Source organism: Faecalibacter macacae (assembly GCF_003687725.1).
In the GTDB taxonomy this organism is placed as follows: domain Bacteria; phylum Bacteroidota; class Bacteroidia; order Flavobacteriales; family Weeksellaceae; genus Empedobacter; species Empedobacter macacae.
Genome location: NZ_RDOJ01000002.1, coordinates 85,461 through 111,844 on the forward strand (window position 1 = coordinate 85,461; position 26,384 = coordinate 111,844).

Here is a 26,384-nt window from a genome sequence, read left to right on the forward strand (position 1 = left end):
AATTATTTAAAATTGGCGTTTAGAAGCATCTTTCATAATCTGCTTTGTTTTATTAATTTGATAAATAACTTCTTCGTTTGATTCAGTTTTTACAATCTCATTTAATTGATCTATGATTTGGTTACCTTTAGTTGAAAGTCCAAACCAACTTATTACTTCTGCCGCATTAACACGATTTGAAGTTGGTTTAGATTTGTCTTTAAGAATTGCAATTACATAAGGTAACATTGATTGATAACGATATAAACGTAAAGTTCTTAATTCGCTATTTAGTTCCTTTTCCGTAATTCCTTCTTTTGTTAAATCAACAATTTTACGAGATAATTTATTTTGCTCGTATTCTAATTTACGAACTGCTTCTGCTAACAATTCATTTGAATTATAAATTTGGTTATTCCCTTCTAATTTTTCTTTAAGAAGTTGAATTGCTTTGGCATGATCTATAAATTGAAAATTCCAATTAATTCTATATTGAATTCGAGCTAATTCTTGATCATTAATATAAGCATTAATTAATTCTTCTAAATATCTATTTCCATCTATATCACTAATATCATACAACGCTTTACGTTTAATATATTCGTTATTATCTGTAAGTGCTAAAGGTAAAATAGCTATAAAATCTTCGTTATTATATGTTCTTAATTGATAATAAGCCTGCGTACGTACATTATCAAATGGAGAGGTTTGAAAAATTTCAACTAACTGTTTTGAGAAAACATTTTCTGGTTCTGTTTTAGCTAATTCAGTAATTGCATATGATTGTAAATCTGCATCATTCACCTTCAATAAATTTTTCCACTCTTTTGATGATGTCTTTTGTTTTGAAAACAATGAATTATATTCTTTAGCAGTAGATGCAGTAAAATGATATGTTGGATCTCCTAAAATATGTGTTTCTAAAAAAGCCGTTTTCTTTAAAAGATGACCTGTTCTAGCACCATGTTGTAAAATACCTAACAATTGCGTACCCCATAAATCTTGTAATACACCAACTGTGTTAGCAAATGCAACAATATTTTTACCTTCAGAAAAAGGATAAGATGCTGCTATATAATTCTTCTTATGAAAAGAACCAGTTAAACATGAATTAAGATATGCAACACGAACATTTACTCCTTTTAAATCTTCGGCATGAATATCCATATTTTGATTAAATATAGAATCTTCGTTTATAGTATTAGCATCAAAAGCATCATCAAACCATTTATCATTTAAACCTAATGAATTTTGAAAATCAGTTTTCGTTTTTTCTAAATCTCGGCCAGCATCTTTTGCATTTCTCATTTTAGAACGTATGTAACGCCCAACATTTACCATTGATAATTGAGGAGATGATGTATCAGGATATCCGTTTAATAATTGTAAATCCACCGTTCCATGACCTGTCATATAAGCAAAATCTAAATTATCTCTATACAATTCTGTCAGCAAATTATTCTTTAAAAACGTTGAATTTCGATAATTTAAAAACTTGATTGTATTCCCTTGTTGAAACAATTTTGGGAAAGAAGTTCTAAAAGCTAATAACTCATTCCCCCAGCTGATAGAAGAATTTGAATTATACCCATGACCAGTTGAAGCAATCAAATGATTTAATGGATTATTTTCTTCACGAATTTTCACCAATTTAGTTAAATAAGATTTAATTTGTTCAACAGAATTATCTACTTCCCCAGTAACAGCTGGTTTTATACGTCCTGTGTAAATATCCATTTCGATATAATGTGGACTATCTGCTTTAAATTGATAATAATGAATATTTTGACGATTTTTATATTCATCTTGTTTTAAATAATCAAATTTCAAATCAAAATCATCATAAAAACGATCAGATGCAACTGAAGAATTTTCCCACTTAGATGATTCAGGATATTTGAAAGCTGAAGTCATTACTTGACCACCACGAACCATTGCTATTGGTATATTACCAACGAATACAGCTCCTTCTAAGGGTTGTTTTTTATCTTGATATAACTGAAATAAAATTGATTTTATTTCATCAGGATTTTTCCAATTATGTTGAATAATATAGGTACCTAAACCATCTTTTTCTATACTTTTTTGATAAGCTTTAATTTCTTCTTTCGTTTGTTGATACGTTAAGTTATCAACTACAATTGCAAACGATGTTTTAGTTTTAACATTAGGTTTAATTATCTCTTGCGCTGTTGTAAAAACAGTAGAAAAAGTTAAAGTAGATAAGATTAAAAAATATTTTCTCATGAGTAGTTTAATTTAAAATTGAAAGTGTACGTTGTGCTTGGTATTTTATTTCATCAGATGATGTATTATCAACTAATATTTGCTTACAATATGACTTTATTATTGATTTTTGGTGCGAATCTTTAAACCATGATAAAGCTTCTAAAGTTAAAATTGTTTGCTTTTCATTATTTGGGTGTGTTTTTAAGAATTGTATAACATCAGGAATATAAGGATGCAAACGATATGCACGTAAAACACCTAAAGTAAACTTAACATCTTTTTCTGGTAAAGTACCATCACGTAATTGATCGAAATAGCGTGCTATAAAAGTTCCTTTCGCAATTTTTTGACGCATTTCTGTAATAAACTCCTTATCAAAAATAGGATGATTTTTTACTTCACGATCAAAAGACATTAATACTTTATCACGTTCAAAAAAATCTAACATTCTTTCTATATTAAACGAAGTACGATTAGACATTCTATCTTCAAAATATAAGGCTATTAATGGTTGTATAAATTCTTCAGATCCAATTTCTCCCATATCATAAACTGATATACGACGTAGATATTCATAATTATCTTTAGAAGCATCTACAATTATTTGATGCCAATTTGTAGGTTTTAATCGCTTTAAAATTAAATACGCTTCAGTACGAACTACTTCGTCTTGACTTTGATAAAATTTATCAGAAACAATTTTTGATGTTGATTGATTTGGGTAGTATTGTGCAAGTTTTCTTAGAGCAATTGCTTGCACATCAGCTATCGGATGATCTAACAAACTTTTCCAATATTTTTCGTTTGTATTATGTGCAAGTTCTTTATTCCAAGCCAATTGATTTTCTGCCGTGAAACTAAAAGTCGGATCTCCAAAAATGTGCGTTTCTAAATAGGCCGAGTGTTTTAAAATTTGGCCAACTCGAGTTCCGTTCTGTATTAATCCCATCATTTCATTAGCCCATAAATCTTGTAATACACCAACAGAATTAGCAAATGTTGCAATATTATTACCTTTAGAAAACGGATAATATCCTGCAATATATTCATCTAATTGAAAAGAACCATTTAAACAAGAATCCAAATACACTAATTTTGCATTAACATTCCAATCTTTTAAATCTGCTAAACTTATAGTTAAATTTTCTTGATAAATAGAATCTTGAAGAATCACTTCTTTATCAAAAACATTTTCAAACCATTTATCATTTAAACCTAATTGATTTTGTAAATTTTGTTTTTGTTCGTTTAAATCTTTGTTCCCTTCTTTTGCTTTTCGCTTTTGTGAACGCACATAACGAGAAACATTTTCCATGGACACACTCGGATTTGATCCAACTGGATTTGCACTCACTATTTGATAATCTGGCAAACCATGACCGTTAAAATATGCATAATCAACCTCTGGACGAGCTAATTGAGTCATCCAATACGCTTTCATAAAATTTTTATTATTATAACTTGAAAATTTTATTTGATTAGATGATTGAAACAAACCTTTAAATTGATTTTTAAATCCAAATAAAACACTACTCCAGCTATTTAAAGCGTTAGAATTATAGCCTTCTGCAGTATAAGTTGTGATATTATTTAAAGGATTAATTTCAGATTTTTGTGCAATTACTTTTTGTAAATACGAACGAATATAAGCTACACTTTCTTCCTTTTTTGCTGTAGGAGGTTTTAAACGACCTGAATATATATCCATTTGTATATACTGAGGACTTTTAGCATCTAATTGATAATAATATAAGTTTGATTTTTTTTCATCTTGTTTTATAAAATTAAACTGCAAATCAAAATCATCATAAAAACGATCCGAAGGTACAGAAGATTCAATCCAATCCATGTCTTGTGGCATCTTAAAAGTAGATGTTAAATGCTGCGCATCACGGATCATTGGAACAGGAATATTACCAATAAGAATTGTACCCTCTAACTTATTATTGGTATACAATTGCTTTAATTCTGTACGAATTTGGTCTGGATTTTTCCAATCATTTTTTAATATAAATACATTTAATCCTTCTTTTTCTAAAGCTAATTTATATGCTTCTAACTCTGTATTTAAATGATTCCCATGGTATTGATCAATCACAATTGCAAATGATGATTGAGAACTTTGTCCAAGCACGAAAGGAGCTACTAATAATGTAACTCCTAACGCTAAATTTCTGATGTTTCTTTTCATTTTAGTTGATTAATCCAATCGTAAAATTGAAGTAATTGTTTGATAGTCCTTTTGCTGAATCTAACATTGTTTCAGTTGAAGAGATATTTTGATAGTTAGTTTTAAAATATAATTGAGCATTCGTTTTTTTAAATGCTGGTAAAGTATATTGCACTTCTAATTGATTTGCCCAATAATTTGTGTTTTGATAAGCAAAATTTGGATTCAAAATATTACGAGAAACAAAATTTGTAAAAGACGGATTTTCTTGATGACGTAATAAATTATCGCCAACAAATTTTAAAGCTGTATTAAATCCAAGAGATAAATTAGAATTGTTCATGTTGAACCATTTTTTAACCTGTGCATTTATAATATAATCTTCATATTCCATTCTTGTGAAAGTTGTAGGATATTGTTGACCATCATAATTATAAGTTAATCCTGCTCCTGCTGCCCATGATGGTTGATTATCTTTTAAAATCTGCACACCATAATTAAATGCAATTTGATTTTTTAATTGAAAATTGTTAATCCATTTTCCATTCGAAATGCAGCATTTATACGTGAACTAATTGATTGTAAATCATAAGAAGAATCAAACGGTTGTACTAAATCGTATCTAAGTCCAGCTATAATATTCAATTTATTTGTACCTAAATCAGTACTTAAATGGTCTTGTACATACCCTCCTAATTGATGCATTGCTGGTATATCACTAAATGCACGTGTTCTGTAAGCCGAACCATTAGTATTACGTGGTGGTCTAGTAAAAGTTTTTCCATCTCCGTAATTTGCATCCATTAACCAATCTAAACCTGTTAAAATTGAGTGATTAACTTTACCAGTTAAAAAATAAAATTGATTTGAAACCTTAACAGCCGTATTTAAAGGATTTCCTTCAACCCACATTCTACTTAAATAAGAAGATGGCAAATAGCTTACTTCATTTGTTCCGTTTGTGATTGCATAAGATTCTGCAGTTACATCAGCATCATAATACGTTTGTTGATATCCTATTTGCATTCCATAATTTATAGAAGCATTATATTTAAAAGTTCTTGAAAATTTCTTATCAAAATCAACAACTCCATTTGTGGTAAATCGTATATAGCGTTCTTTAGCATCATTCTTAGTTTGATCATATGCCATATCAGGATCCATATCATACAAATCACGTGCATATGTGAATGCTAGAGTCGAATTTGATCGCCAATTTTTCTTAACACCAAATCGATTTGTATATTGGACAGTACCAGTTGTTCTTGTATAATTTTGGTATTTATTTGTTTCTTTATCGTTACTTTTTGTGTAATCTAAATCAACATATAAACTTCCAGCATCAGTTCCTAAATCAAATCCTTTCCCTCCCCAAAACTGAGTAACTGTTGGATTAAAACGTGCTTTTAATTGTAATGGTTCTTTACGTGCTTTGGTCTGTACAATTATAGCTCCTGAATATAAATCACCATATTCAACCGATGGAATACCACGTATAACCTCAACACTTTCAATATTATCTGCATTTATTTGGCGTAAATCAGCACCACCACCACTTGATGTAGAAAATGAGGCATTTGTACCAGCTGTTGCAGAATTTGTAACTTGTAAATTGGCATTATTTTATAATGATGTACCATTAACAATAACAGAAGTTCCTAAAGATCCTAACTTATCTGTACTATATTGACGAATACTTGCTTGATTTGCATTATTGAAATTAGGATTTGTTACCATATTTCCTGGTACCAATTGTAATACTTCTTGTAAGCTTGTTGCTTGTAAATGTTCAATAGCTTTACGGTTTATTACTGTAGAAGTTGTTCCATTACTATTACTTTCTTTACCTAATAGTACAACTTCACCTAAATTTAATTGATTTGCAGAAAATTCAAATAAATGGTTTTGTTGGCTAGCATCTATTATAAATTCAGGTATAATATAATCACCATGTTCTACAATAATTGTAAAATTTCTTTGCGGAATACTTTGAAATAAAACATTACCAGTTTCATCTGAAAATGCCTCTAATCCAAGTTCTTTTATAATCACTTTAGCATCTACAATAGGCAAACTTTTATCTTTATTTAACAATTTAAGAGTTATGTTTGATTGGATTGTATAAGCATGGCTATTAGTATCAATCTGTTGAGCGTTAGTTAAATTTGAAAAAAGTAAACATGCTAAAACAATTGAAATTTTGTAAAGTTTCATTTTAAAGTTTTAAATAGTTGCGCAAAACTAAATTGTTATTTAGAATTAGTCCAACTAAAATTTAATAATTGTTATCATTATTTAAACTAAATCTAAATAATTTTTAACTTTATATTAAGGTTATACTCTAAATATGTATCTTATCGGAAAATTTAATGATTGAGGATTTTAAGTTTAAATATGATTCTCGTATCATAGAAAGAATATCAGCTGGTCCTGGAGCAAGACAAAAAGCATTGGATTCAGAAAACTGAATGCAGATAAAAATAGAAAATCTGAAATATGAAGCAATACACAATGAGGTAATAAAATTACTATCTTATAACGGTAAAGGTTTTTAAATTAAAAAATAACTTGCTCCCGCACAATTGTATTGAGCATCAAGTATCAATAAAAAACCTTACAAAATAAAATTTTTAGAGTTTGTTATTTTATTACTATATAATACTAATTTTGTATATAAAATGAATAATAAAATATGAAATACACTTTATTAAAAGACATTATTTATAGTTTAGAAAAATACGATGAACATTGTAAAAAGGAGTCCATTGAAGATATTGACTTTGAATCATATAAATCTTGGTTATTAGAGGAACCTACTCAATTTGTTTCTTGGGATGGTAAAGAAAAAGGCCGTTCAATGAATAGCATCATTAACACCTTAATTGTCCACCTAAATAGATATGCCAAAACTTACTCAAAATCAGTAATACAGAATACTGAATTCGTTTCACAAGAAGATTTCATCTATTTAATTAATTTAAATGCATTTGGAGCAATGACTAAAATGGATTTGATTAAGAAAAATATTCATGAAAAATCTCCTGGAATGCAAATTATTAATCGTTTAATTGCAAAAGGTTGGATAGATCAAATTGATGATGAAATAGATAAAAGACAAAAATTAATTTCTATAACTACAGAAGGTAAAAAAATCCTTGAAGAAAATATGGCGAATATTAGAAATGCAACTAATATTGTAACTGGTGATTTAACAGATAAAGAAAAAATTGTTTTAATATCTTTATTACAAAAACTAGACAATTACCACTACCCTATATATACTGCTAATAAAAAACCAGAGGAGCTATTAGAGTATGTAAATAAATTAGAAAACAGTATCTAAATAGTAATTCTGTTTTGACTTTATTCATAATAACAAAATAAAAATCCAAAGAAATAAATATCTCTGGATTTTTATTTTTTAAAACATTTATTTCAATTAATACAATATTAGTTAACAGATTTTATATTAAAATAAGTGATTTTCTTTACTGAATCAAACATATTAATATTCTAAAATAACAATTGTTAATTCCTTAAATAAAAAAACCTAAACAACTATACTACTTTTAGTTAAATAATTTAAATCGAATTATTTATTTTTAAAAAATCATTCATATTCCGGAATACAAACAATACATTGATTTTTTCGTTAGTTATTGTCATTGATATTTGCAATAAATATTAAACTCTAATCTAATCAATGAAAAATTCTTTAACTTTATTAACTACTATTTTCACACTGACTATTTCTAATGCACAAGTAGGGATAAACACAGAAAACCCTAAATCAACTTTAGATGTTCAAAAATCTGAAAAAAATGAAATTTTAGATGGTATTATCGCTCCTCGATTAACAAAAGAAGAATTAAATGTTAAAACTTATACCAATGAGCAAACTGGTGCATTAGTTTACGTAACTAACTCTACCTTAACAAGCACCTCAACTTCACAGGTTGCAAACATAATTACAGAAGGATATTATTATTTTGATGGTGTTTTATGGCAAACATTAAAAAATAATGACATCACTGACTGGAAAATTTCAGGAAACGAAATTAATCCAAATTTATATAGCAATTCTACTCTAATTTCACCATTACTTACTATAAATGGGACGGAATTAACAGATTTAAATGGCATAGCATTTCAAACAACTTCTTTAGGAAAACTAGAAAGCGGAAACTTTTTAGGATCTATTAATAATGAGGATTTAGCATTAAAAGCTAACAATGAATATGTAGGAATTATTAATTCAAACAATATATCATTCGGAAAAGGTTCATTTTCTAAAAAAATAAATATTAATGGCACAAGTGTTCAAAATAATAATCTTATTGCAATAGGAAATCATTCTTTAACAAATAACAACGGTGGAAATGGAAATGTTGCAATTGGTGCTGAAACATTAATAACAAATACAACTGGAAGTAATAATATTGCTATTGGTGTAAAAACTTTACAACGTAATACTACAAGTTCTAATAGTATAGCAATTGGATTTGGAGCTCTACAACATAATACAGATAAAGATAATATCAATAACGCTTATAGACCTGCTATGAATAATACAGTAATTGGTGTAAACTCTACAAGAAGATTAGAACAAGGATTTAATGTCACTTCATTAGGTATGTCCTCAGCTCAATTTATTAAAAAAGGAGATTATAATACTGCTATTGGAGCTTCTGCCCTTGAAGGTTTTAACAATAATAATTATTTAATTTCCGGAAATATAGGTAATTACAATACAGCTATTGGTCATGCTGCTTTAGCTTCGACTTTTAGTGCTGATGGTACTAAAGGAAATCACAATACAGCAATCGGAAATTATGCAGGAATTAATGTAATTGGAAACAATAATATTTTTATTGGTTCTAAAGCTACATTTAGTATATTAAATCAAGCAAAAGCTAGCTTACCAACACAAGAAAATTTATTGAAAGAATTAAGTAACGTTATGAATATAGGTAATGCTATTTTCGGTAAAAATATATTAATTGAAGGTGAATTATATACAGACAATTCAGCCTTTATTGGTATCGGAGTTCCTGAACCTTTGTACAAATTAGATATTAAACCTAGCGCTGGTTTAGACCCTATTCGTATACAAAATATCAAAGAAGGAAACGGAAGTGTATTGGTTATTGATCAAGATGGTGTAATTAAAAAATCACATAGCATGTCAGCAAAAAATTACAACAATGTTGATATAACTGATTTAACTAACAAAATCGAAAATTTAGAAGAAAAAATTGTTCGATTAGAGGCAATTATTCAACAATTACAAATACAATAAACAAACCTTAATCTATTTACGTAAAATTAAACTTAACCAATTTTAAACTAAAAAAACCAGAGAAAATCTCTGGTTTTTTTTATTCTATTTCTTGATTAAAATTTTCTAAGTAAAAACAAATTGCTATTACTTTTAGTGGAAAAATTCGAAAATTATTATCTCAAAATAACTAAACTATCAAAAAAGATAAACTAGATTATCTAAATAAAATAAAGAATATACCTCATTTTATTTTCAAAGCAAATGTAGAAATGAAATTAAGTTTTAAAAATGCTTAAAATTCATCAAAAGATGTTTAAAAGTAATATTTTAATCTTTAAACTGCTTTCTATATTGTAATGGAGTTAATTTTAAATGTTTTTTAAAGAAATGTGAAAATGAATACTGATCACTAAACTGTAAATCTCTTGCAATCACTTTTACGGCTTTATTTGTGGTTGAAAGTTGTGCTTTTGCCTCATTTAATATAAACTCAGTAATAAAATCATTAGGTGTTTTATTCGTTTCTAATTTTACTACACTACTTAGATATCGACTTGTAATATGTAGTTTATCAGCGTAAAACTGAACAGATTTCGTTTGTAAATAATAATCTGAGACCAACAAAATAAAATCATTTACTATTTGTTGATTTCTTGTCATCTCTGTAACATCTTCATTATTCTCTTCCACTACACTAACAATATGATAAAGCACAATCATAAATAAATGCTCAACTATTTCTTTAATGTATGTAATGTCTTTTTTCTCTTGAAGATAAAAATCCAACAATTTCAAATTCGTAAAAATAATGTCCATTTCAGAAGAAGAAATATTAAAAATACGCTTCAATTGTTTTTTCAAACTATCATACACTTTAATCTTATTCAGTTTTAAAGCTATTTTATCTAAAAAAGAACGCTCATATACCAAAAGTAAAATTTCTATCTCATCGCTTGCCTCAAGTACCTCATATACCCTATTTGTATCAATGATGATGATCGAATTCGATTCTAAAGAATGTACACTTACATGTTCCTTTAATAACACACACCCTTTTTTAACAAATAAAATAGCTGTATTCTGAGGACGAATTGGATGTCCCATCGGAATATATTCAAAAATATTTTTCTCATTAATGATTTTAATATTCTGAATTTTTAGGTTAAGAGAAGCAAATGTATTCAAAATCAAATCTAAGTTTTAATAAATCTTTTTTATTCAAGTATTATTCTTTAAAAACACACAGAACCCTTATCAATAAAGGATTCTTTATGTTAAATTTTTCTCATTTTAAATTACATTTTCATTCAATAATACAAATAATTTAATATCACGTTATTACACTATTACTATAATTATAAATTATTCTTAAATAAAACAATACAATTTTATAATCAGAAATTGTATTCATATCTTTATGAATATTACACAAATTTAAAAAAACAATAATAAACAATATGAATATGGAAAATCAAGGAGGAGACATCAGTAAATGCCCTTTCCACAATGGTAGCGTAGCACAAAACAATGCAGCTGGACGTGGGACTCAAAATAGAGATTGGTGGCCAAACCAATTGAACCTTAATATTTTAAAACAACACGATACTAAAGTCAACCCAATGGGTGTAGATTTTGATTATGCAGAAGAATTTAAAAAATTAGATTTAGAAGCATTAAAGGCTGATTTAAAATCTTTAATGACTGATTCTCAGGATTGGTGGCCTGCAGATTTTGGACACTATGGACCTTTATTTATCCGTATGGCTTGGCACAGTGCAGGTACATACCGTGTTCAAGACGGTCGTGGTGGTGCTGGAGAAGGACAACAACGTTTTGCTCCATTAAATTCATGGCCAGATAACGTTTCTTTAGATAAAGCACGTCGTTTATTATGGCCTATCAAACAAAAATACGGACAAAAAATTTCTTGGGCTGATTTAATGATCTTAACAGGAAATATGGCTTTAGAATCGATGGGATTCAAAACTTTAGGTTTTGCTGGTGGACGTGCTGACGTTTGGGAACCAAATCAAGATGTTTATTGGGGTAACGAAAAAACTTGGTTAGCAGGTGATGAACGATATGGAAAAGGTGGATCTACCGGAGTTGAAGGTGAAGATGTAATCATTTCTGAAGATTCAAATAACGATCAACATGCTACTCGTGATTTAGAAAATCCTTTAGCAGCTGTTCAGATGGGATTAATCTATGTAAACCCAGAAGGACCAGATGGAAATCCTGACCCATTAGCTTCAGCAAAAGATATTCGTGATACGTTTGCACGTATGGCTATGAATGACGAAGAAACTTTAGCTTTAATTGCAGGTGGACATACTTTCGGTAAAACACACGGTGCTGCTTCTGCAGATCACGTTGGCGCTGATATTGAAGCTGCAGATTTAGAAGCTCAAGGTTTGGGATGGCATAACTCTTACGGAACAGGTAAAGGTGGTGACACGATTACTTCTGGATTAGAAGTTACATGGACATCTAAACCAACAGAATGGTCAAACTTATTCTTATCATACTTATTTGGATTTGAATGGGAATTAACTAAATCTCCAGCTGGTGCCCACCAATGGGTAGCTAAAGATGTTGGTGAAATTATTCCTCATGCACACGATCCAAACAAAAAATTACGCCCAACTATGTTAACTTCGGATTTAGCATTACGTTTTGATCCTGAATATGAAAAAATTGGACGTCGTTTCTTAGAAAATCCAGATCAATTTGAAGAAGCTTTCCGTAAAGCTTGGTTCAAATTAACTCATCGTGACATGGGACCACGTGAGCGTTACTTAGGACCAGATGTTCCTACGCAAGAATTTGTATGGCAAGATCCAATTCCTAAGCACGAAGGTGAAGTAATCTCTGATAGTGATGTTGCTGAATTAAAAGAACAAATCTTAGGATTAGGATTATCAGTTTCAGAATTAGTATCTACTGCATGGGCTTCTGCTTCTACTTTCCGTGGATCAGACAAACGTGGTGGTGCTAATGGTTCTCGTATCCGTTTAGAGCCTATGAGAAATTGGGAAGTTAACAACCCAGTACAATTAAACAAAGTTTTAACTGCATACGAAGATTTAAAAGCTAAATCTGGTAAAAATGTATCTATTGCAGATTTAATCGTATTAGGTGGTGCTGTAGGTATCGAAAAAGCAGCTAAAGATGCTGGTCACGATATTACTGTTCCATTTACTCCTGGTCGTACAGATGCAACACAAGAACAAACTGATGTTGATTCAATCAAATGGTTAGAACCAGTTGCTGATGGATTCAGAAATTACCGTAAATACAACAACTACGCAGTTTCTACTGAAGAGTTATTAATTGACAAAGCTCAATTATTAACACTTAACGTTCCTGAATTAGTTGTATTATTTGGTGGTTTACGTGCAATTAACATCAACTACAACGGATCTAATCACGGAATTTTCACAGATCGTCCAGGTCAGTTAACGAATGATTTCTTTGTAAACTTATTAGACATGTCTACACAGTGGAAAGCAATGGATCACTCTAAGGAAACTTATTTAGGTTCTGATCGTAAAACTGGAGCTGCGAAATACACAGGTACTCGTAACGACTTAGTATTCGGTTCTAACTCTGAATTAAGATCTATTGCTGAAGTTTACGCTTCTGAAGATGCTAAAGATAAATTCGTTAAGGATTTCGTAGCTGCTTGGAACAAAGTAATGAATGCAGATCGTTTCTAATCAAACGATTTCAATATAAATGTAAAAAGCGTGAATCGATTGATTCATGCTTTTTTTATACAACTATTTTTTTACTGTTTTTTGTAATAAATTAATAAACTCTGATGGAGATAAATTTGTTTCTCTTTTAAACATTGTTATAAACTCCATTTTAGAATAAAAACCAGCTATTTCACTTATCCTATTAATATCATATTCTAATAAATCAGGGTTATTATTTAATTTATTAATAATATTATAAATTTTTAAATAACTTATGTAATCTTCAAAATTTCTGTTTTTATATTTCTTTATAGCATCCTCTAATTTACTTGAAGAAACTTTATTTTTAAAAGCAACAGAAGCTAAAGACAAATTATGATTTAAGAACTCTTTGTCATCTTCAATTTTTTTTAATATTTCTAGGAATTCATTATCCAATTTCTGAGATTCAAAAGCTGAATTATATAAATTATCTTTATTCAAATTTTCAATTATATTCTCAAAATATTTTTTTTGATTTTTCTTTTTCTGTTTAAATAAATAAAAAGATATAAATAAAATTAGTAAAAATATAAGAGTAATAAAATAGTAATATTTTGAATAATTAGAAACTATATTTTGAGATTTAACCGAATCCGTATTTAAATGTTCATTCTTATTAACTTCTTCAATTCGTTGATCTTCTAAAATAGCTAACTTAGAATTTATTATTTCTATAGATCCCTTATAGTCTTTTAATTTTGCTATTTCTAATGATTTACTTAAATAATCATTAGATAATTGAAAATCTCCTTCATATAAGGCTATTTCCCCTAAACCAAAATAAATTTTTAAATCTATTAATTCATCAGAAATACCTTTTTTATCGCATATTAATTTCGAATAATTATAATAATTTTTAGCATTATCATAATCCTTATCTTGTCTATATAAATTTGCTAATCTTAATAAAGAATTTAAGTGATTGAAAATTGTTTTATTATCAACATTTTCGTCCTTATAAAAAGTAATTTCTTTTTTTAATTCTTCTTTTATTTTAACATAATCTGAAGATTTTAAATCAATATAAGGTATATTTAAATTAATCGCCTTTATGACATTCCTATAAATCTTATCATTTTTTCTCTTTGATAATAATGTATAAATTCTTTGTTTCTCAATATCTGAATATGAATTATATTCACTATTAGAATAAATATTATAAAGTAATAAGCTTGTTCTTAATTCCTGTTCATTTATTCCATTTTTTCTAGCTATTGAATCTGCTTTTTTAGAGACTTTTAATGAGTTTCCATAATTTTTTAAATTATAATATCCTATTCCAGATGTTATTAAAGAATAAATTTTCTGCTCATCATTAATCGAATTATTATACAAAGAATCTCCTAATTGTACTAACTTATAACTCTCATCGGAATATTTATGAATACTACTTTCATAAAATGACTTGTATGATTTAATAACATTTTGTCCAAATGTTAAATTCATGCATAAAAGCATTAAAATTTTCAATAAAATTCCTCTTTTCAATTTAATTATTTAATAATTGGCAAAAATATTACAATAATCTATTAGACAATAATAGTTTTAAATATTTATAAACTGATTTTAATTACTTTTAATTACTTAAAATTAAGTGATTTTTAAAAAAAACTTACTTGTAAATACATGTATATCTACGTATGTATTATTACAATTACATTAGAAATTAATAGACAACTTAAAAAAACATTATACATTTATTGCTAAACTAGTTTAGCAAATTAATTACTTATTTTCAATCTTCATAAATTCTATTCAATAATTAAATATTCGTAATTTTGAAGCATGAATACAATTGCAATTATAATCTCTATTCTTATCTTATTTATAATAGGATTTATTTTTCTAAAATCACAAGCAAAAAAGAATGTTGAAATTACAATTCAGGAAAATGAAATTAAATCTCCCAAAGTAACTTACATACAAATTTCGAAAACTGAAAAAGGGAAAGTTAACTTTCAAGACGATTATACGTTTGATATTTCATCAATTACAAAAAGAAAAAACAAATTAGATATATTAACTACTTTCCAAAATAACAGTTCTAAACATATCCGTATAGAGATTATAAAAACTGTTTTATCTTTAAATGGAAAAGAAATTGTTGGAGATCATCAATTGAAAGAAATGACGATGGGAACCAATGATATAATCTTAAAAAACACCATTCTATCGGGTGGAAATCTAATTCGTAACATTTATTTTTCTGATATTAACTCTCAAGAATATAATAGTACGGACACTTTAAAAATTGAATTATTGATAAATAATGCACCCTATACTTTAGAAAATTCGTTTGGAAAATCGACCGTTGATAAAGTTAAAGTGATTGAGGAATAGACAACAAAAAACAAATTAAATCCTACATCTATTACTGTAGGATTTTTTATTGCCTTTACTTTCGAAGCGTTTGGAGTAATTTAATTACCTTTGGATATAATTTGACTTAAAAATTAGTTTTGAATTTAGAAGAACTTAAATATATATTATCGGAATCTGTTGAAGAATTACCAGGTTGGGATTCTCACGAAAAACTTTCTCCACCTTACAGAGAAAAGTACGATATTGAAATGATTAAACGTACTAATCCTCGTGTAGCATCGGTAATGATTTTATTATTCGAAAATGAATTAGGAGATATCGAATTTCCTGTAACTATGCGTGTTTCTTATGATGGCGCACATTCTAATCAATTTTCTTTACCAGGAGGACAATTCGAAGAAACTGATATTTCTTTAGATTTAACAGCTGTAAGAGAAACTGTTGAAGAACTTGGTGTTTTTGATGAAGATATCGAAGTAATAAAACAATTAACTGAAATTTTTATTCCACCAAGTAATTTCTTAGTATATCCATTCATTGCGATTCATCATGGCCAACCAAATTTTGTACCAGACGAAGCCGAAGTAGAATATGTAATTCCTTTAGATTTAGAAGCATTTTTAGATGCTGAGCCTGAATCTTTTATTAAAGAATTCTCTGGACACAAAGTAGATATTCCTGGATATAATATTGGAGACGAAGAATACATTTGGGGAGCTACTGCAATGATTCTTGAAGAGTTTAAAGATGTTATAAAATATCATCTTAATAATTAATTAAAAGCTTGAAAATTGGCACAAAAATCAAATAAAAAATCCTTTTATAGAGACGCTTTCGGACATTTATATTTCCTAAAACGCTCTTTAATTTTCTTATTAGGATCTTTCACATATAACAGATATAACGGTTTCAATAAACTTAAAGTTTCTGGAACTGAAAAATTAGTTGATTTACCATCACAAAACGTATTATTTGTATCAAATCATCAAACTTATTTTGCTGATGTTTTTGCAATGTATCACGTATTTTGTAGCGTAAAAAATGGTTTTATTGACACAATAAAAAACCCTGTTTATTTATTAAATCCAAAGATTGACTTTTACTACGTAGCTGCCGAAGAAACAATGAAAGACAATGTACTTACAAAGTTATTTGCTTACACTGGTGCTGTTACTGTAAAAAGAACTTGGCGTGCAAAAGGTCAAGACGTTAATCGTAAGGTTGATTTAAGAGAAGTAAATAACATCGATAAAGCATTACAAAACGGTTGGGTTGTAACCTTTCCTCAAGGAACAACAAAAGCTTTTGCTCCTGGTCGTCGTGGTACTGCTCACTTAATTCGTAAAAATAATCCAATTGTTATTCCGGTTGTTATCGATGGTTTCCGTCGTGCATTCGATAAAAAAGGTTTAAAAATTAAGAAAAGAGGAATTAACGCAACAATGACATTTAAAGATCCTTTAATTTTCGATTTTGAAAAAGAATCTTCAGATGAAATCATGAAAAGAATTATGGATTCGATAGAACAATCTCCAGAATTCAACAAAGTTCGTCCAATCGAAGAAATTTTAGAAAAAATTAAAAATAAATCTCTTGATGATTATTTAAATGAAGATGACGATTTTGACGAAGATGAAGAAATCGCAACTTTAAATGAATCGGAAAAAGAAAAAACACAAGAATAATTTCCACCGCTTTTATACAAATGAAAAAAGTACATTTTATTGCAATTGGTGGTAGCGCAATGCACAATTTAGCAATTGCCTTACACGAAAAAGGATACCAAGTAACAGGATCTGATGATGCTATTTTTGAACCTTCTAAAACTCGTTTAGAACAACGTGGTATTTTACCAAATGAGTTAGGTTGGTTTCCAGAAAAAATTACTGAAGATTTAGATGCTGTAATTTTAGGAATGCACGCACATGCTGACAATCCTGAAATGTTACGTGCGCAAGAATTAGGAATTAAAATTTATTCGTATCCAGAATATTTATACGAACAATCAAAAGATAAAACGCGTGTAGTAATTGGTGGTTCTCATGGAAAAACTACAATTACATCAATGGTTTTACACTGTTTACACTACCACGGAATCGATGTTGACTACATGGTTGGTGCACAATTAGAAGGATTTGATGTAATGGTTAAATTAACCGAGGATAACGAATTTATGATTATGGAAGGTGATGAATATTTATCATCAGCCTTAGATCGTCGTTCAAAATTCTTATTATATCAGCCAAATATTGCTTTAATTTCTGGAATTGCTTGGGATCATATTAACGTTTTCCCTACGTTTAATTCTTACAAAGAACAATTTTCTAAATTTATAGATAGTATTGTAAACGGTGGAGCTTTAATTTACAACGAAACTGATACTGAAGTTGTAAATGTTGTAGAAAATACTGAACGTGCATTAAAGAAATTCTCATACAATATTCCAGCTCATTCTATAGACAACGGAATTACCTATTTAGAAACAGAAGAAGGCCCAATTCCATTAGAAGTTTTTGGTGATCACAACTTAATGAATCTAGAAGGTGCTCGTGCAATTTGTAAACAATTAGGTATGATGGATGATGATTTTAACGAAGCAATCCAATCTTTTAAAGGAGCTTCAAAACGATTAGAATTAATCAATCGTACAAAGGATTTTGTTGCGTATAAAGATTTTGCACACGCACCAAGTAAAGTTACTTCTGTTACTAACGCAGTTAAAGCACAATACAAGGAAAAAGAAGTTGTTGGATGTTTAGAAATCCACACCTACTCTTCTTTAAATCCTGAATTTTTAGTTCAGTACAAAGGAGCATTAGATAAAGCAGATATCAAGATTGTAAATTACGATCCTGAAGCTTTAAAAATTAAACGAATGGAAATGATTTCGCCTGAAGATATTAAAAAAGCTTTTGGAGATGATTCTATTTTAGTTTTCACTTCTTCAGAAGAATTAAAGAACTACATTGAAACTTTAGATAAAACGAATAAAGTATTTTTAATGATGAGTTCTGGAAGTTTCGGAGGAACTAATTTAAACGAATTATTCAAAGGATAATATATTTAGCGTAATCATGTTATTGATTACGCTATTTTTTTGATTTGATGTTAAGCATTAAACTAATTGAAAATCAATTTATAGTATTTTCAAATTAATAATTTTCAGATGTATTTTTAAACTTTTATCAAAAAAATAATCAATTTATTGTTGTTAACTAAATTTTTTGATTATTTTAGATAATATTAAGAAATCAAGAAGAAAATTAGTTAACTGGTTTTGTTTCACCTCTTAATCTAAATTGAAAGCGCAAAAAAAGCTGTAGGAAAATCCTGCAGCTTTTTTATTTGTTCTATTTTATAATACAAGAAAATTATTTCCCAAACTCTTCCGAAAATTCAATTGACCCTTCAATTTCTACTTCAGACCACGTTTTAGTAACACCATCCGCTCCTTTGTGTAAATCTCCACAAGCTGTATTTAAAGCTTCTACAGCTGCGTTCGCATTAAAGTTAGCTAAATCTACAGTTGTGTTAATTGTAAATACGTTATTCTCAAATTTAGAAGCTACTTCGTATTCTTTAGATACATTATTTAATGTAAATGTAATGTACGTTTTTCCTCCTTTAAAGTTAATCACACCGTAAATGTCAGCTGTATTTTCCATTGCACCGAATAAGATCATTTTCAGTTTCCCATCACGATCCTCAGCTCCAGAGTTAATAGACGACACAACTACTCTAACCTTAGCTCCTTCTAAAACTTGTTCTGGTGTTGTTCCTTCTTTTGTATCTGTCACTTGCACTGCATCAAAAGTTCCATTTACAGCTAATTTCTCTGTAGTTTTAAAACCAATCCATTTTACAACAGAATTTTTTACTACTCCATCAACAATATCAGATGGCTCCTCCTGCGTTACAACAACTTCCTCTATTGGTTTGTTTACGTTTTCTTCTACTTTATTTTCTGTACAACTAAAAGTCGTTAAACAAACAACTCCTAATACTATCGCTATTTTTTTCATATCAATCTATAAGATGCACGAAGTTACAAATTGGCGAACTAATGCGTGTATTGATTTTTATCAACTTATTGCTAAATAAATATTTTTAAAAAGAATCAATTAACTTTGCAACATGATAAAACATATTTTAAACACTTTACTAATTATCGTTTGTCTTCCTTTTATATTGATATATGAGGTGTACTGTTCTATCTATAAATACAGAAAATAACTTTCAAATAAATTTATGGCTCAACGCATTATTGGTATAATGGGTGCACTTCCTGAAGAAATAAACGGAGTTGTAAACCTATTACAAAATAAAAAAGAACATCGTTTTGGTAAGCGTATTTACTATACAGGTACAATTAACAACCAAGATGTTGTCGTAGTATATTCTCGCATTGGCAAAGTTGCAGCAGCAGCTACAGTTTCTACATTAATCTTAAAATTTAATATTACTGAATTAATTTTCACTGGTGTTGCTGGCGGAATTGCTTCTGATTTAAAAATTGGTGATATTGTTTTAGGGACTGAATTAGTCCAACACGATATGGACGCTACTCCTCTATTTCCTCAATTTGAAATTCCATTAATTGGAAAATCTCATTTCAAAACAGATTCAGAATTTTTGAAACTTGGAGAAAATTCAATTCAGCATATTTTAGAAAATTCATATTTACATCAAGTAATCGACACAGAGGATTTGGATCAATTTAATATACATCATCCAAAATTACACTTAGGTTTAATCGCTTCTGGAGATCAATTTTTTAAAGATTCTGAACAAAAAAACAATCTATTAAGTAATTTACCTGACACAAAGTGTGTAGAGATGGAAGGAGCTGCTGTAGCGCAAGTATGTTATGAATTCGGAATTCCTTTTATCGTGATTAGAACAATTTCAGACGAAGCAGATCAACACTCAACAATAGATTTTATGAAATTTACTGAAAAGATTTCAAATATCTATTCAATAGAGATAATCAAAAACATCATCAAATAAAAAGTCCTTAAAAAAGGGCTTTTTTTTCTTGATGCACACATTAATAATTTCTGGTTAAATCTTTCACAAGAACCGTAAAAGATAAAAAACAGAGAGTTTTTTAGTAAAATAAATAGATAAAAAAAAGAAGTATAATAATTATACTTCTTTAACTTATGAGCCGATGGAGGGATTCGAACCCACGACCTGCTGATTACAAATCAGCTGCTCTGGCCAACTGAGCTACATCGGCAATTTAGTGGGGAGAGCAGGATTCGAACCTGCGAAGGTTACCCAACGGATTTACAGTCCGTCCTCGTTGGCCGCTTGAGTATCTCCCCAATAAAATAATATTTTTCTTCAAAGAATTTGAGCCGATGGAGGGATTCGAACCCACGACCTGCTGATTACAAATCAGCTGCTCTGGCCAACTGAGCTACATCGGCAATTTAGTGGGGAGAGCAGGATTCGAACCTGCGAAGGTTACCCAACGGATTTACAGTCCGTCCTCGTTGGCCGCTTGAGTATCTCCCCAATAAAATAATATTTTTCTTCAAAGAATTTGAGCCGATGGAGGGATTCGAACCCACGACCTGCTGATTACAAATCAGCTGCTCTGGCCAACTGAGCTACATCGGCAATTTTAGTGGGGAGAGCAGGATTCGAACCTGCGAAGGTTACCCAACGGATTTACAGTCCGTCCTCGTTGGCCGCTTGAGTATCTCCCCGACTATTATTCTTTATTTTCTTTGGAGCCGATGGAGGGATTCGAACCCACGACCTGCTGATTACAAATCAGCTGCTCTGGCCAACTGAGCTACATCGGCAAAAAAAATATTTGATTTTAATTTCAAATTCTGAAAGACGCTACGTTCGTGTGTTAAGCACTGTTGTATCTCTTTCGTGGTGCAATATTATGGCGAGAATTTGAATCTCGCAAATGTTTTCAAGAAAAAAAATAAACTTTTTTCAAAGTTTTTAGCATTTATTTTGATTATCAATTTTTTACATTTTAAAATAAATTAAACTTTTTTTTTCGATTAAAATGGAAAATTAGAGAAAACATAATATTTAGTTTACAATAGAAGCATTATTTTTGTGAACTATTAAAACTTAAATGCACATTCTTATCCAAATATTACAGATTTTAGGAGCAATATCACTGTTTATTTTCGCCATAAAATACCTTAGTGAGAATTTACAAGCGTTATCTGGATCTAATTTCAAGCGAACTTTAAACCAAATTACCTATAATAATACCTCATCTATCGTTGCAGGTACATTGTTTACAACAGCAATTCAGTCGTCATCAGCTGCTTCTGTATGTATTCTTGGTTTTATAAATGCTGGTTTAATTAATTTAAAAAAGGCTTTTGGATTAATATTAGGTGCTAATATCGGAACCACTCTTACACTTTGGTTAGTTTACTTAGGTTTAAAGTTTGATTTTTTAATGATTGCTTTACCTTTATTATTTATCTCATTACCTTTTTATCTATCCAAAATTAAATTCAGAAGAAAATTAGGTGGTATATTCTTTTCTTTAGCATTATTATTTATATCTATCCATTTTATAAAAGAATTTATTCCAGCCTTTGACGAAAGAATTATTCAACATTTAATTGTAGATCTACAGAATTTCGGAATTCTAACAAAGCTAATTTTTATATTAATAGGTTTATTACTTACCATTTTTGTTCATTTTTCTGCTGCTACAATTACAATAGCGATATTACTTGCTGAAAAAGGTTTACCGATTGAGTTGGCAGCAATGATGGTTTTAGGTGCTAACATCGGAACTACACTTACGGCACATTTAGTTGCTGTTATTGGGAATTATCAAACCAAGTTGGTTGCCTTATTTCACAGCTTCTTTAATACAGTTTGTGCTGTTCTATTCTTCTTTATAGGAGGGATACTATTGAAACAAATCTCAAATTATACAGATAATATAAGTGTTACTATAATTACATTTGATATTATAGTTAATATAATAGGTGTTATTCTATTCTTTCCATTTATCAATAAAATCACATCTTATTCTCATCAATTATTAATGAAGAAAAAGATTACTACAGATAAAAAAGTTGAATTCTTCTCTATTCCATTCGGAACAAATTCTGATTTATACAGAAACGAAGCGAATAAAAAAATGATTAATTTAGCCGGAACTGCTCGCCAAATTGTACATACTTTAGGCCGAATGATTACGGAAAGTGACGAAGATAAAATGATAATTTTCCGTGAAAGAATATATCAATTAGAAAAAGAAGGTGATGATTTAGAAATTGAAGTAAACGATTTTATAAATGACATTTCAAGTCTTGATTTACCAAACGAAAATAGATTAGAGTTACACCAGTTAATTACACTTTCGCACCACTTAGAAAGTGTTGGCGATATTGCAATTAAAATAGCCGTTATACACAGAAAACGAAGATTAACTAATAGTTACTTTACACCTAAAATGCGTGATTATTTAGTTAGTTTACAATCAAGTTTAGACCAAGCCACAACTGTTTTAAATCAAAATTTGAACGATAATGATTTAGAATTATCAATCAAAGAAGCTGAAAATATCGAAAAAACAATCAATTCAACTTATAAAGACGCTGATAATAATTTATTAAGAACAATTGATAAAGAAAATCTAAATGCCCTAAGTGCGATGTATTATAAAGAATTAATACAACATTACGAGCAATTAGGAGATCATTTATATCGAGCAAATAAAACGATTGTAAAACTAAATCAGCAATAGTTTTTAAATCCTGAAATGTTTGTAATTTTGCTGCATGCAAGAAGCTAAAAGTATATTTTCAATTCAATCTGAAGAAGATTTTAAAATCAAAACATTAGAAGTTTTTAGACATCAAGCGATAAATAATCCTATTTATAAATCGTTTGTCGAAAATCTAAAAATTGATATTGATTCGGTTTCAGAACTTGAAAACATTCCGTTTTTACCTATTAAATTTTTTAAACAATTTGATATCATCACAGGAAATAATCCTGTGGAGAAAACTTTTACTAGCTCCGGAACTACTGGTATGGCTACGAGCCGACATATGGTAACGGATTTGGCTTTGTATCATTATAGTTTAGAAAAATGCTTTGAGCAATTTTATGGTCCACTTTCGGATTATACTATTTTCGCTTTACTTCCTTCTTATTTAGAAAGAACTGGATCTTCTTTAATTGATATGGTTGAATATTGGATTGAAAAATCTGGTCGCCCTGAAAATGGATTCTATTTATACAATCATCAAGAGTTATATGATAATCTAGTTGCGCACGAAAAAACAGGTAAAAAAGCTCTTTTAATCGGAGTTTCTTTTGCTTTGTTAGACTTTGTAGACAATTACAAAATGGATTTAAAAAACACCATTGTAATGGAAACTGGCGGAATGAAAGGTCGTAAAAAAGAAATTACGCGCGAAGAATTACACACAATTTTAAAAGAAGGTTTTGGGACGGATGAAATCCATTCGGAATATGGAATGACTGAATTATTAAGTCAAGGGTATTCTCGTGGTGATTTAACGTTTAAAACACCAAATTGGATGCGAATGATGATTCGTGAAACTGAAGATCCATTTAAATATGTTGGAATTGGAAAAACTGGTGGAGTAAATGTGATTGACTTGGCTAATGTAAATTCGTGTAGTTTTATTGCAACCGATGACTTAGGTAAAAAAGTCAGTGAAAATCAATTTGAAATTTTAGGAAGATTTGATCATTCAGATGTGCGTGGTTGTAATCTTTTAGTGATAAACGAATAAAAAAAATCCTCCGAAATTTCGGAGGATTTTTTATTCAATATTATTTCTTCTTTAATGAAATTTGCTTCGCTGCTTCTTGTTGAACTGATTCAAAAAATTGTTTCAAAACTTCATAATCACTTGTCTGAAAAACTGCTTTACCTAAATATAATTCATAGGAAATAATTAAATTATTACCTGTTAATTTTTGTCGTTGAGAATAAACTAAATCTGAATTTGGATTAATTGTTTGATCAAAATTATCAGACTTAATGATATCAAATCCATCAGGAACCTCAACATGAATATTTACTTTAAAATAATAAGGAAAATTAAATTCAACAGGGACTTTCCTATCTGTTTCATCAAAAACATACGAGGATATAAATTTTTCTAATGGATTTTCAATTACATAAAATGTATTCGCTGCTGAAAAAGGAATTTTAGCATTATGACCTACAACATAACGATTATTAACAAAATTAATTGGTGAGCTTTTTTCATCATTCTGAACTTGAATTGGATCTTCTAAATAGCGAGAAACTAATTTCTTTGAATCCTTTTCGTTTTTATCATAAAAGAATCCATTAAATACATCTTTTCTGCTTTCGCTAATTGTTCCGTTTCTGAAATTATACTTAAAATCTACAAAGTTCTCTGATAAAATTTGATTGATCACTACAAACTTCCCATTTTTCGATTCATCTAATAAATACGCTTTATCATTATACAAATTTAGATTAGCAAAACGGAAATCATTTTCTGGAATATCTACTGCATTAATAACAAAGCTTTCTCCATTTTTTAATTCAATATAATTAACTAAATAATCAAAATGATCAACATATGGAATTGAGGGTAAAACTTTACCATGAATTCTTGATGTTAATAAAATTAAGTTCGTTTTAAATCCTTTTTGTTTTAAAATATCATTCAATAATATATTTAAATCAGCTAAATTACCCTCTTTTGAATTTAATGTTACACGTTGTGCATTAACCGAAATAATTCCTCTATAATTATTCCATCTAAAATCTTTCTTAAACTGATTAAATGTGTTTTTTAAAGTTTCCATTTCCGTGGCACCGTCCGGAATTTTCTTTGCATAATTCTTTACAGCAAATTCGCTTTCATTTAATAAATTATATTTTTCAAAATCTTTACGAAACTCAGGATATGTATCATATTTAGTGAACTGTAAACGAATACTTTCAGAAACTTTATTTGCATTATATACATACTTCAATTCTTTTACACTTGGTATATTTGTTAATTCAAATAAATAAGCCTTTTTATCAATATTACTATATTTTGACTGAAGTCTTTTTCCTAACAACAACTTAGTATGTAAACCATAAAGTTCTACTTTCGTTTCGTATTTGCTATATAAAGTTGGAAAATCATGTTGGAAATACCAAGGTTCTGCTGAATAGATATTTTGACTTGAAAGCGTGTATTGATATTCTAGAATTGAACCAACTTTTACATTCGGAAAAGCAAATCGAACGACATTATAATCGTCGCCATTTTTTACATCAAAAATATCTTTAGAATCAACCACAGAGTTCACATATTCTCCTGAATTATTATTAATTGTTTGCGCGCTAATTCTTGTTATTTTTTCTGTATTATTTTTAGCATAATAACTTAATTCTATATTACCGTAATCGAAAGCCTTTTCGTCTAATATCTTGATTCTTCTTTTAACCGTTAATTGATAGCCACCACGAAATACATTCATATATCCGGTTTCGTCTAAAATTACAGCTTGCGCATCCTTTTCAAATGATACAGATTTTAGCTCTAACTGCTGAGCTGTTAATGTCGGAAATCCTGATAATGATTTTTGAGCAAAACTTGAAATAGAGATCAAAAATATGAGACAGAAAAATTGTTTAAAATTCATTAGTATA

The 26,384-nt window shown here is 29.0% G+C and carries 19 protein-coding genes and 7 tRNA genes; 10 read left to right on the forward strand and 16 right to left on the reverse strand.

Translation table 11 applies throughout. The features are described from left to right. Positions 1-6: 6 nt before the first annotated feature. From EAH69_RS01680 to EAH69_RS01705, 5 genes are all read right to left on the reverse strand, one after another. Positions 7-2,226 (reverse strand): HEAT repeat domain-containing protein, encoded by a 2,220-nt coding sequence (locus tag EAH69_RS01680; RefSeq protein ID WP_121933468.1) that lies wholly within the window; start codon positions 2,224-2,226, stop codon positions 7-9. Between the two features lie 7 nt (positions 2,227-2,233). Further along, positions 2,234-4,399 carry a HEAT repeat domain-containing protein gene (locus tag EAH69_RS01685; protein WP_121933469.1) on the reverse strand — a complete coding sequence of 722 codons (2,166 nt, stop codon included), beginning with the start codon at positions 4,397-4,399 and terminating at the stop codon, positions 2,234-2,236. A gap of 1 nt (position 4,400) precedes the next feature. Next, positions 4,401-4,931, reverse strand: a complete 531-nt coding sequence (locus EAH69_RS01690) for a DUF6850 family outer membrane beta-barrel protein (RefSeq protein WP_394338558.1) — start codon at positions 4,929-4,931, stop codon at positions 4,401-4,403. Further along, on the reverse strand, positions 4,895-5,542 hold the full coding sequence (locus tag EAH69_RS13890; protein ID WP_230466677.1) for a hypothetical protein: 648 nt from the start codon (positions 5,540-5,542) through the stop codon (positions 4,895-4,897). The genes EAH69_RS01690 and EAH69_RS13890 overlap by 37 nt, the downstream gene beginning before the upstream one ends. A gap of 459 nt (positions 5,543-6,001) precedes the next feature. Then, positions 6,002-6,592 (reverse strand): TonB-dependent receptor plug domain-containing protein, encoded by a 591-nt coding sequence (locus tag EAH69_RS01705; protein ID WP_121933472.1) that lies wholly within the window; start codon positions 6,590-6,592, stop codon positions 6,002-6,004. A 478-nt stretch (positions 6,593-7,070) separates the two neighbouring features. Between EAH69_RS01705 and EAH69_RS01710 the strand changes: the two genes are divergently transcribed. Together EAH69_RS01710 and EAH69_RS01715 are read left to right on the forward strand one after the other, a co-directional pair. Next, positions 7,071-7,721, forward strand: coding sequence for a MarR family winged helix-turn-helix transcriptional regulator (locus tag EAH69_RS01710; RefSeq protein WP_121933473.1), 651 nt, complete (start codon positions 7,071-7,073; stop codon positions 7,719-7,721). 360 nt (positions 7,722-8,081) lie between these two features. Beyond that, positions 8,082-9,677: an autotransporter outer membrane beta-barrel domain-containing protein gene (locus tag EAH69_RS01715; protein ID WP_121933474.1), complete on the forward strand. Its 1,596-nt coding sequence runs from the start codon at positions 8,082-8,084 to the stop codon at positions 9,675-9,677. A gap of 309 nt (positions 9,678-9,986) precedes the next feature. On the opposite strand, the gene EAH69_RS01720 is transcribed toward EAH69_RS01715, so the two are convergent. Beyond that, positions 9,987-10,844 carry a helix-turn-helix domain-containing protein gene (locus EAH69_RS01720; protein ID WP_121933475.1) on the reverse strand — a complete coding sequence of 286 codons (858 nt, stop codon included), beginning with the start codon at positions 10,842-10,844 and terminating at the stop codon, positions 9,987-9,989. A 278-nt stretch (positions 10,845-11,122) separates the two neighbouring features. On the opposite strand from EAH69_RS01720, the gene katG reads away from it, so the two are divergent. Beyond that, positions 11,123-13,378: a catalase/peroxidase HPI gene (gene katG, locus EAH69_RS01725; RefSeq protein ID WP_121933621.1), complete on the forward strand. Its 2,256-nt coding sequence runs from the start codon at positions 11,123-11,125 to the stop codon at positions 13,376-13,378. Positions 13,379-13,441: 63 nt separating this feature from the next. Here the strand turns inward: katG and EAH69_RS01730 are convergent, their stop codons facing one another. Continuing rightward, positions 13,442-14,848, reverse strand: a complete 1,407-nt coding sequence (locus EAH69_RS01730; RefSeq protein ID WP_230466663.1) for a tetratricopeptide repeat protein — start codon at positions 14,846-14,848, stop codon at positions 13,442-13,444. A gap of 339 nt (positions 14,849-15,187) precedes the next feature. On the opposite strand from EAH69_RS01730, the gene EAH69_RS01735 reads away from it, so the two are divergent. The 4 genes from EAH69_RS01735 to EAH69_RS01750 all read left to right on the forward strand — a co-directional run bounded on the left by EAH69_RS01735 (position 15,188) and on the right by EAH69_RS01750 (position 18,782). After that, the gene (locus EAH69_RS01735; protein ID WP_121933477.1) at positions 15,188-15,742 is read left to right on the forward strand and encodes a hypothetical protein; all 555 of its coding nucleotides are present in this window, start codon (positions 15,188-15,190) and stop codon (positions 15,740-15,742) included. 119 nt (positions 15,743-15,861) lie between these two features. Continuing rightward, complete coding sequence (locus EAH69_RS01740; protein WP_121933478.1) at positions 15,862-16,500, forward strand: NUDIX hydrolase; 639 nt, start codon at positions 15,862-15,864, stop codon at positions 16,498-16,500. 15 nt (positions 16,501-16,515) lie between these two features. Then, complete coding sequence (locus tag EAH69_RS01745) at positions 16,516-17,409, forward strand: lysophospholipid acyltransferase family protein (protein WP_121933479.1); 894 nt, start codon at positions 16,516-16,518, stop codon at positions 17,407-17,409. Positions 17,410-17,429: 20 nt separating this feature from the next. Beyond that, complete coding sequence (locus EAH69_RS01750; protein WP_121933480.1) at positions 17,430-18,782, forward strand: UDP-N-acetylmuramate--L-alanine ligase; 1,353 nt, start codon at positions 17,430-17,432, stop codon at positions 18,780-18,782. 313 nt (positions 18,783-19,095) lie between these two features. On the opposite strand, the gene EAH69_RS01755 is transcribed toward EAH69_RS01750, so the two are convergent. Then, the gene (locus EAH69_RS01755) at positions 19,096-19,746 is read right to left on the reverse strand and encodes a YceI family protein (RefSeq protein ID WP_121933481.1); all 651 of its coding nucleotides are present in this window, start codon (positions 19,744-19,746) and stop codon (positions 19,096-19,098) included. Positions 19,747-19,972: 226 nt separating this feature from the next. On the opposite strand from EAH69_RS01755, the gene EAH69_RS01760 reads away from it, so the two are divergent. Next, positions 19,973-20,731, forward strand: a complete 759-nt coding sequence (locus EAH69_RS01760) for a 5'-methylthioadenosine/adenosylhomocysteine nucleosidase (protein ID WP_121933482.1) — start codon at positions 19,973-19,975, stop codon at positions 20,729-20,731. Positions 20,732-20,889: 158 nt separating this feature from the next. Here the strand turns inward: EAH69_RS01760 and EAH69_RS01765 are convergent. From EAH69_RS01765 to EAH69_RS01795, 7 genes are all read right to left on the reverse strand, one after another. Beyond that, positions 20,890-20,963 (reverse strand) — tRNA-Thr (locus tag EAH69_RS01765). 7 nt (positions 20,964-20,970) lie between these two features. Further along, positions 20,971-21,051: transfer RNA gene (locus tag EAH69_RS01770), tRNA-Tyr, on the reverse strand. Between the two features lie 31 nt (positions 21,052-21,082). Continuing rightward, positions 21,083-21,156 (reverse strand) — tRNA-Thr (locus tag EAH69_RS01775). Between the two features lie 7 nt (positions 21,157-21,163). Further along, positions 21,164-21,244 (reverse strand) — tRNA-Tyr (locus EAH69_RS01780). A gap of 31 nt (positions 21,245-21,275) precedes the next feature. Continuing rightward, positions 21,276-21,349: transfer RNA gene (locus tag EAH69_RS01785), tRNA-Thr, on the reverse strand. Positions 21,350-21,357: 8 nt separating this feature from the next. Next, a tRNA-Tyr gene (locus EAH69_RS01790) sits at positions 21,358-21,438 on the reverse strand. A gap of 22 nt (positions 21,439-21,460) precedes the next feature. Further along, positions 21,461-21,537: transfer RNA gene (locus tag EAH69_RS01795), tRNA-Thr, on the reverse strand. Between the two features lie 290 nt (positions 21,538-21,827). Here EAH69_RS01795 and EAH69_RS01800 point away from each other — a divergent pair. Continuing rightward, complete coding sequence (locus EAH69_RS01800; RefSeq protein WP_121933483.1) at positions 21,828-23,471, forward strand: Na/Pi cotransporter family protein; 1,644 nt, start codon at positions 21,828-21,830, stop codon at positions 23,469-23,471. 34 nt (positions 23,472-23,505) lie between these two features. Next, positions 23,506-24,492 (forward strand): LuxE/PaaK family acyltransferase, encoded by a 987-nt coding sequence (locus EAH69_RS01805; protein ID WP_121933484.1) that lies wholly within the window; start codon positions 23,506-23,508, stop codon positions 24,490-24,492. Positions 24,493-24,532: 40 nt separating this feature from the next. Here EAH69_RS01805 and EAH69_RS01810 read toward each other — a convergent pair whose 3' ends face one another. Continuing rightward, a complete protein-coding gene (locus EAH69_RS01810) occupies positions 24,533-26,377 on the reverse strand; it encodes a DUF3857 domain-containing protein (protein WP_121933485.1) in 1,845 nt (614 codons plus the stop codon). Positions 26,378-26,384: the final 7 nt, after the last annotated feature.

What these genes read in the sequence shown, in the direction of transcription:
- EAH69_RS01810 (WP_121933485.1), bottom strand. Translation starts at nt 26,377, where the DNA reads ATGAATTTTAAACAATTTTTCTGTCTCATATTTTTGATCTCTATTTCA.
- EAH69_RS01680 (WP_121933468.1), bottom strand. Translation starts at nt 2,226, where the DNA reads ATGAGAAAATATTTTTTAATCTTATCTACTTTAACTTTTTCTACTGTT.
- EAH69_RS01730 (WP_230466663.1), bottom strand. Translation starts at nt 14,848, where the DNA reads ATGAATTTAACATTTGGACAAAATGTTATTAAATCATACAAGTCATTT.
- EAH69_RS01755 (WP_121933481.1), bottom strand. Translation starts at nt 19,746, where the DNA reads ATGAAAAAAATAGCGATAGTATTAGGAGTTGTTTGTTTAACGACTTTT.
- EAH69_RS13890 (WP_230466677.1), bottom strand. Translation starts at nt 5,542, where the DNA reads ATGGATCCTGATATGGCATATGATCAAACTAAGAATGATGCTAAAGAA.
- EAH69_RS01685 (WP_121933469.1), bottom strand. Translation starts at nt 4,399, where the DNA reads ATGAAAAGAAACATCAGAAATTTAGCGTTAGGAGTTACATTATTAGTA.
- EAH69_RS01705 (WP_121933472.1), bottom strand. Translation starts at nt 6,592, where the DNA reads ATGAAACTTTACAAAATTTCAATTGTTTTAGCATGTTTACTTTTTTCA.
- EAH69_RS01710 (WP_121933473.1), top strand. Translation starts at nt 7,071, where the DNA reads ATGAAATACACTTTATTAAAAGACATTATTTATAGTTTAGAAAAATAC.
- EAH69_RS01760 (WP_121933482.1), top strand. Translation starts at nt 19,973, where the DNA reads ATGGCTCAACGCATTATTGGTATAATGGGTGCACTTCCTGAAGAAATA.
- EAH69_RS01735 (WP_121933477.1), top strand. Translation starts at nt 15,188, where the DNA reads ATGAATACAATTGCAATTATAATCTCTATTCTTATCTTATTTATAATA.
- EAH69_RS01750 (WP_121933480.1), top strand. Translation starts at nt 17,430, where the DNA reads ATGAAAAAAGTACATTTTATTGCAATTGGTGGTAGCGCAATGCACAAT.
- EAH69_RS01800 (WP_121933483.1), top strand. Translation starts at nt 21,828, where the DNA reads ATGCACATTCTTATCCAAATATTACAGATTTTAGGAGCAATATCACTG.
- EAH69_RS01805 (WP_121933484.1), top strand. Translation starts at nt 23,506, where the DNA reads ATGCAAGAAGCTAAAAGTATATTTTCAATTCAATCTGAAGAAGATTTT.
- EAH69_RS01715 (WP_121933474.1), top strand. Translation starts at nt 8,082, where the DNA reads ATGAAAAATTCTTTAACTTTATTAACTACTATTTTCACACTGACTATT.
- katG (WP_121933621.1), top strand. Translation starts at nt 11,123, where the DNA reads ATGGAAAATCAAGGAGGAGACATCAGTAAATGCCCTTTCCACAATGGT.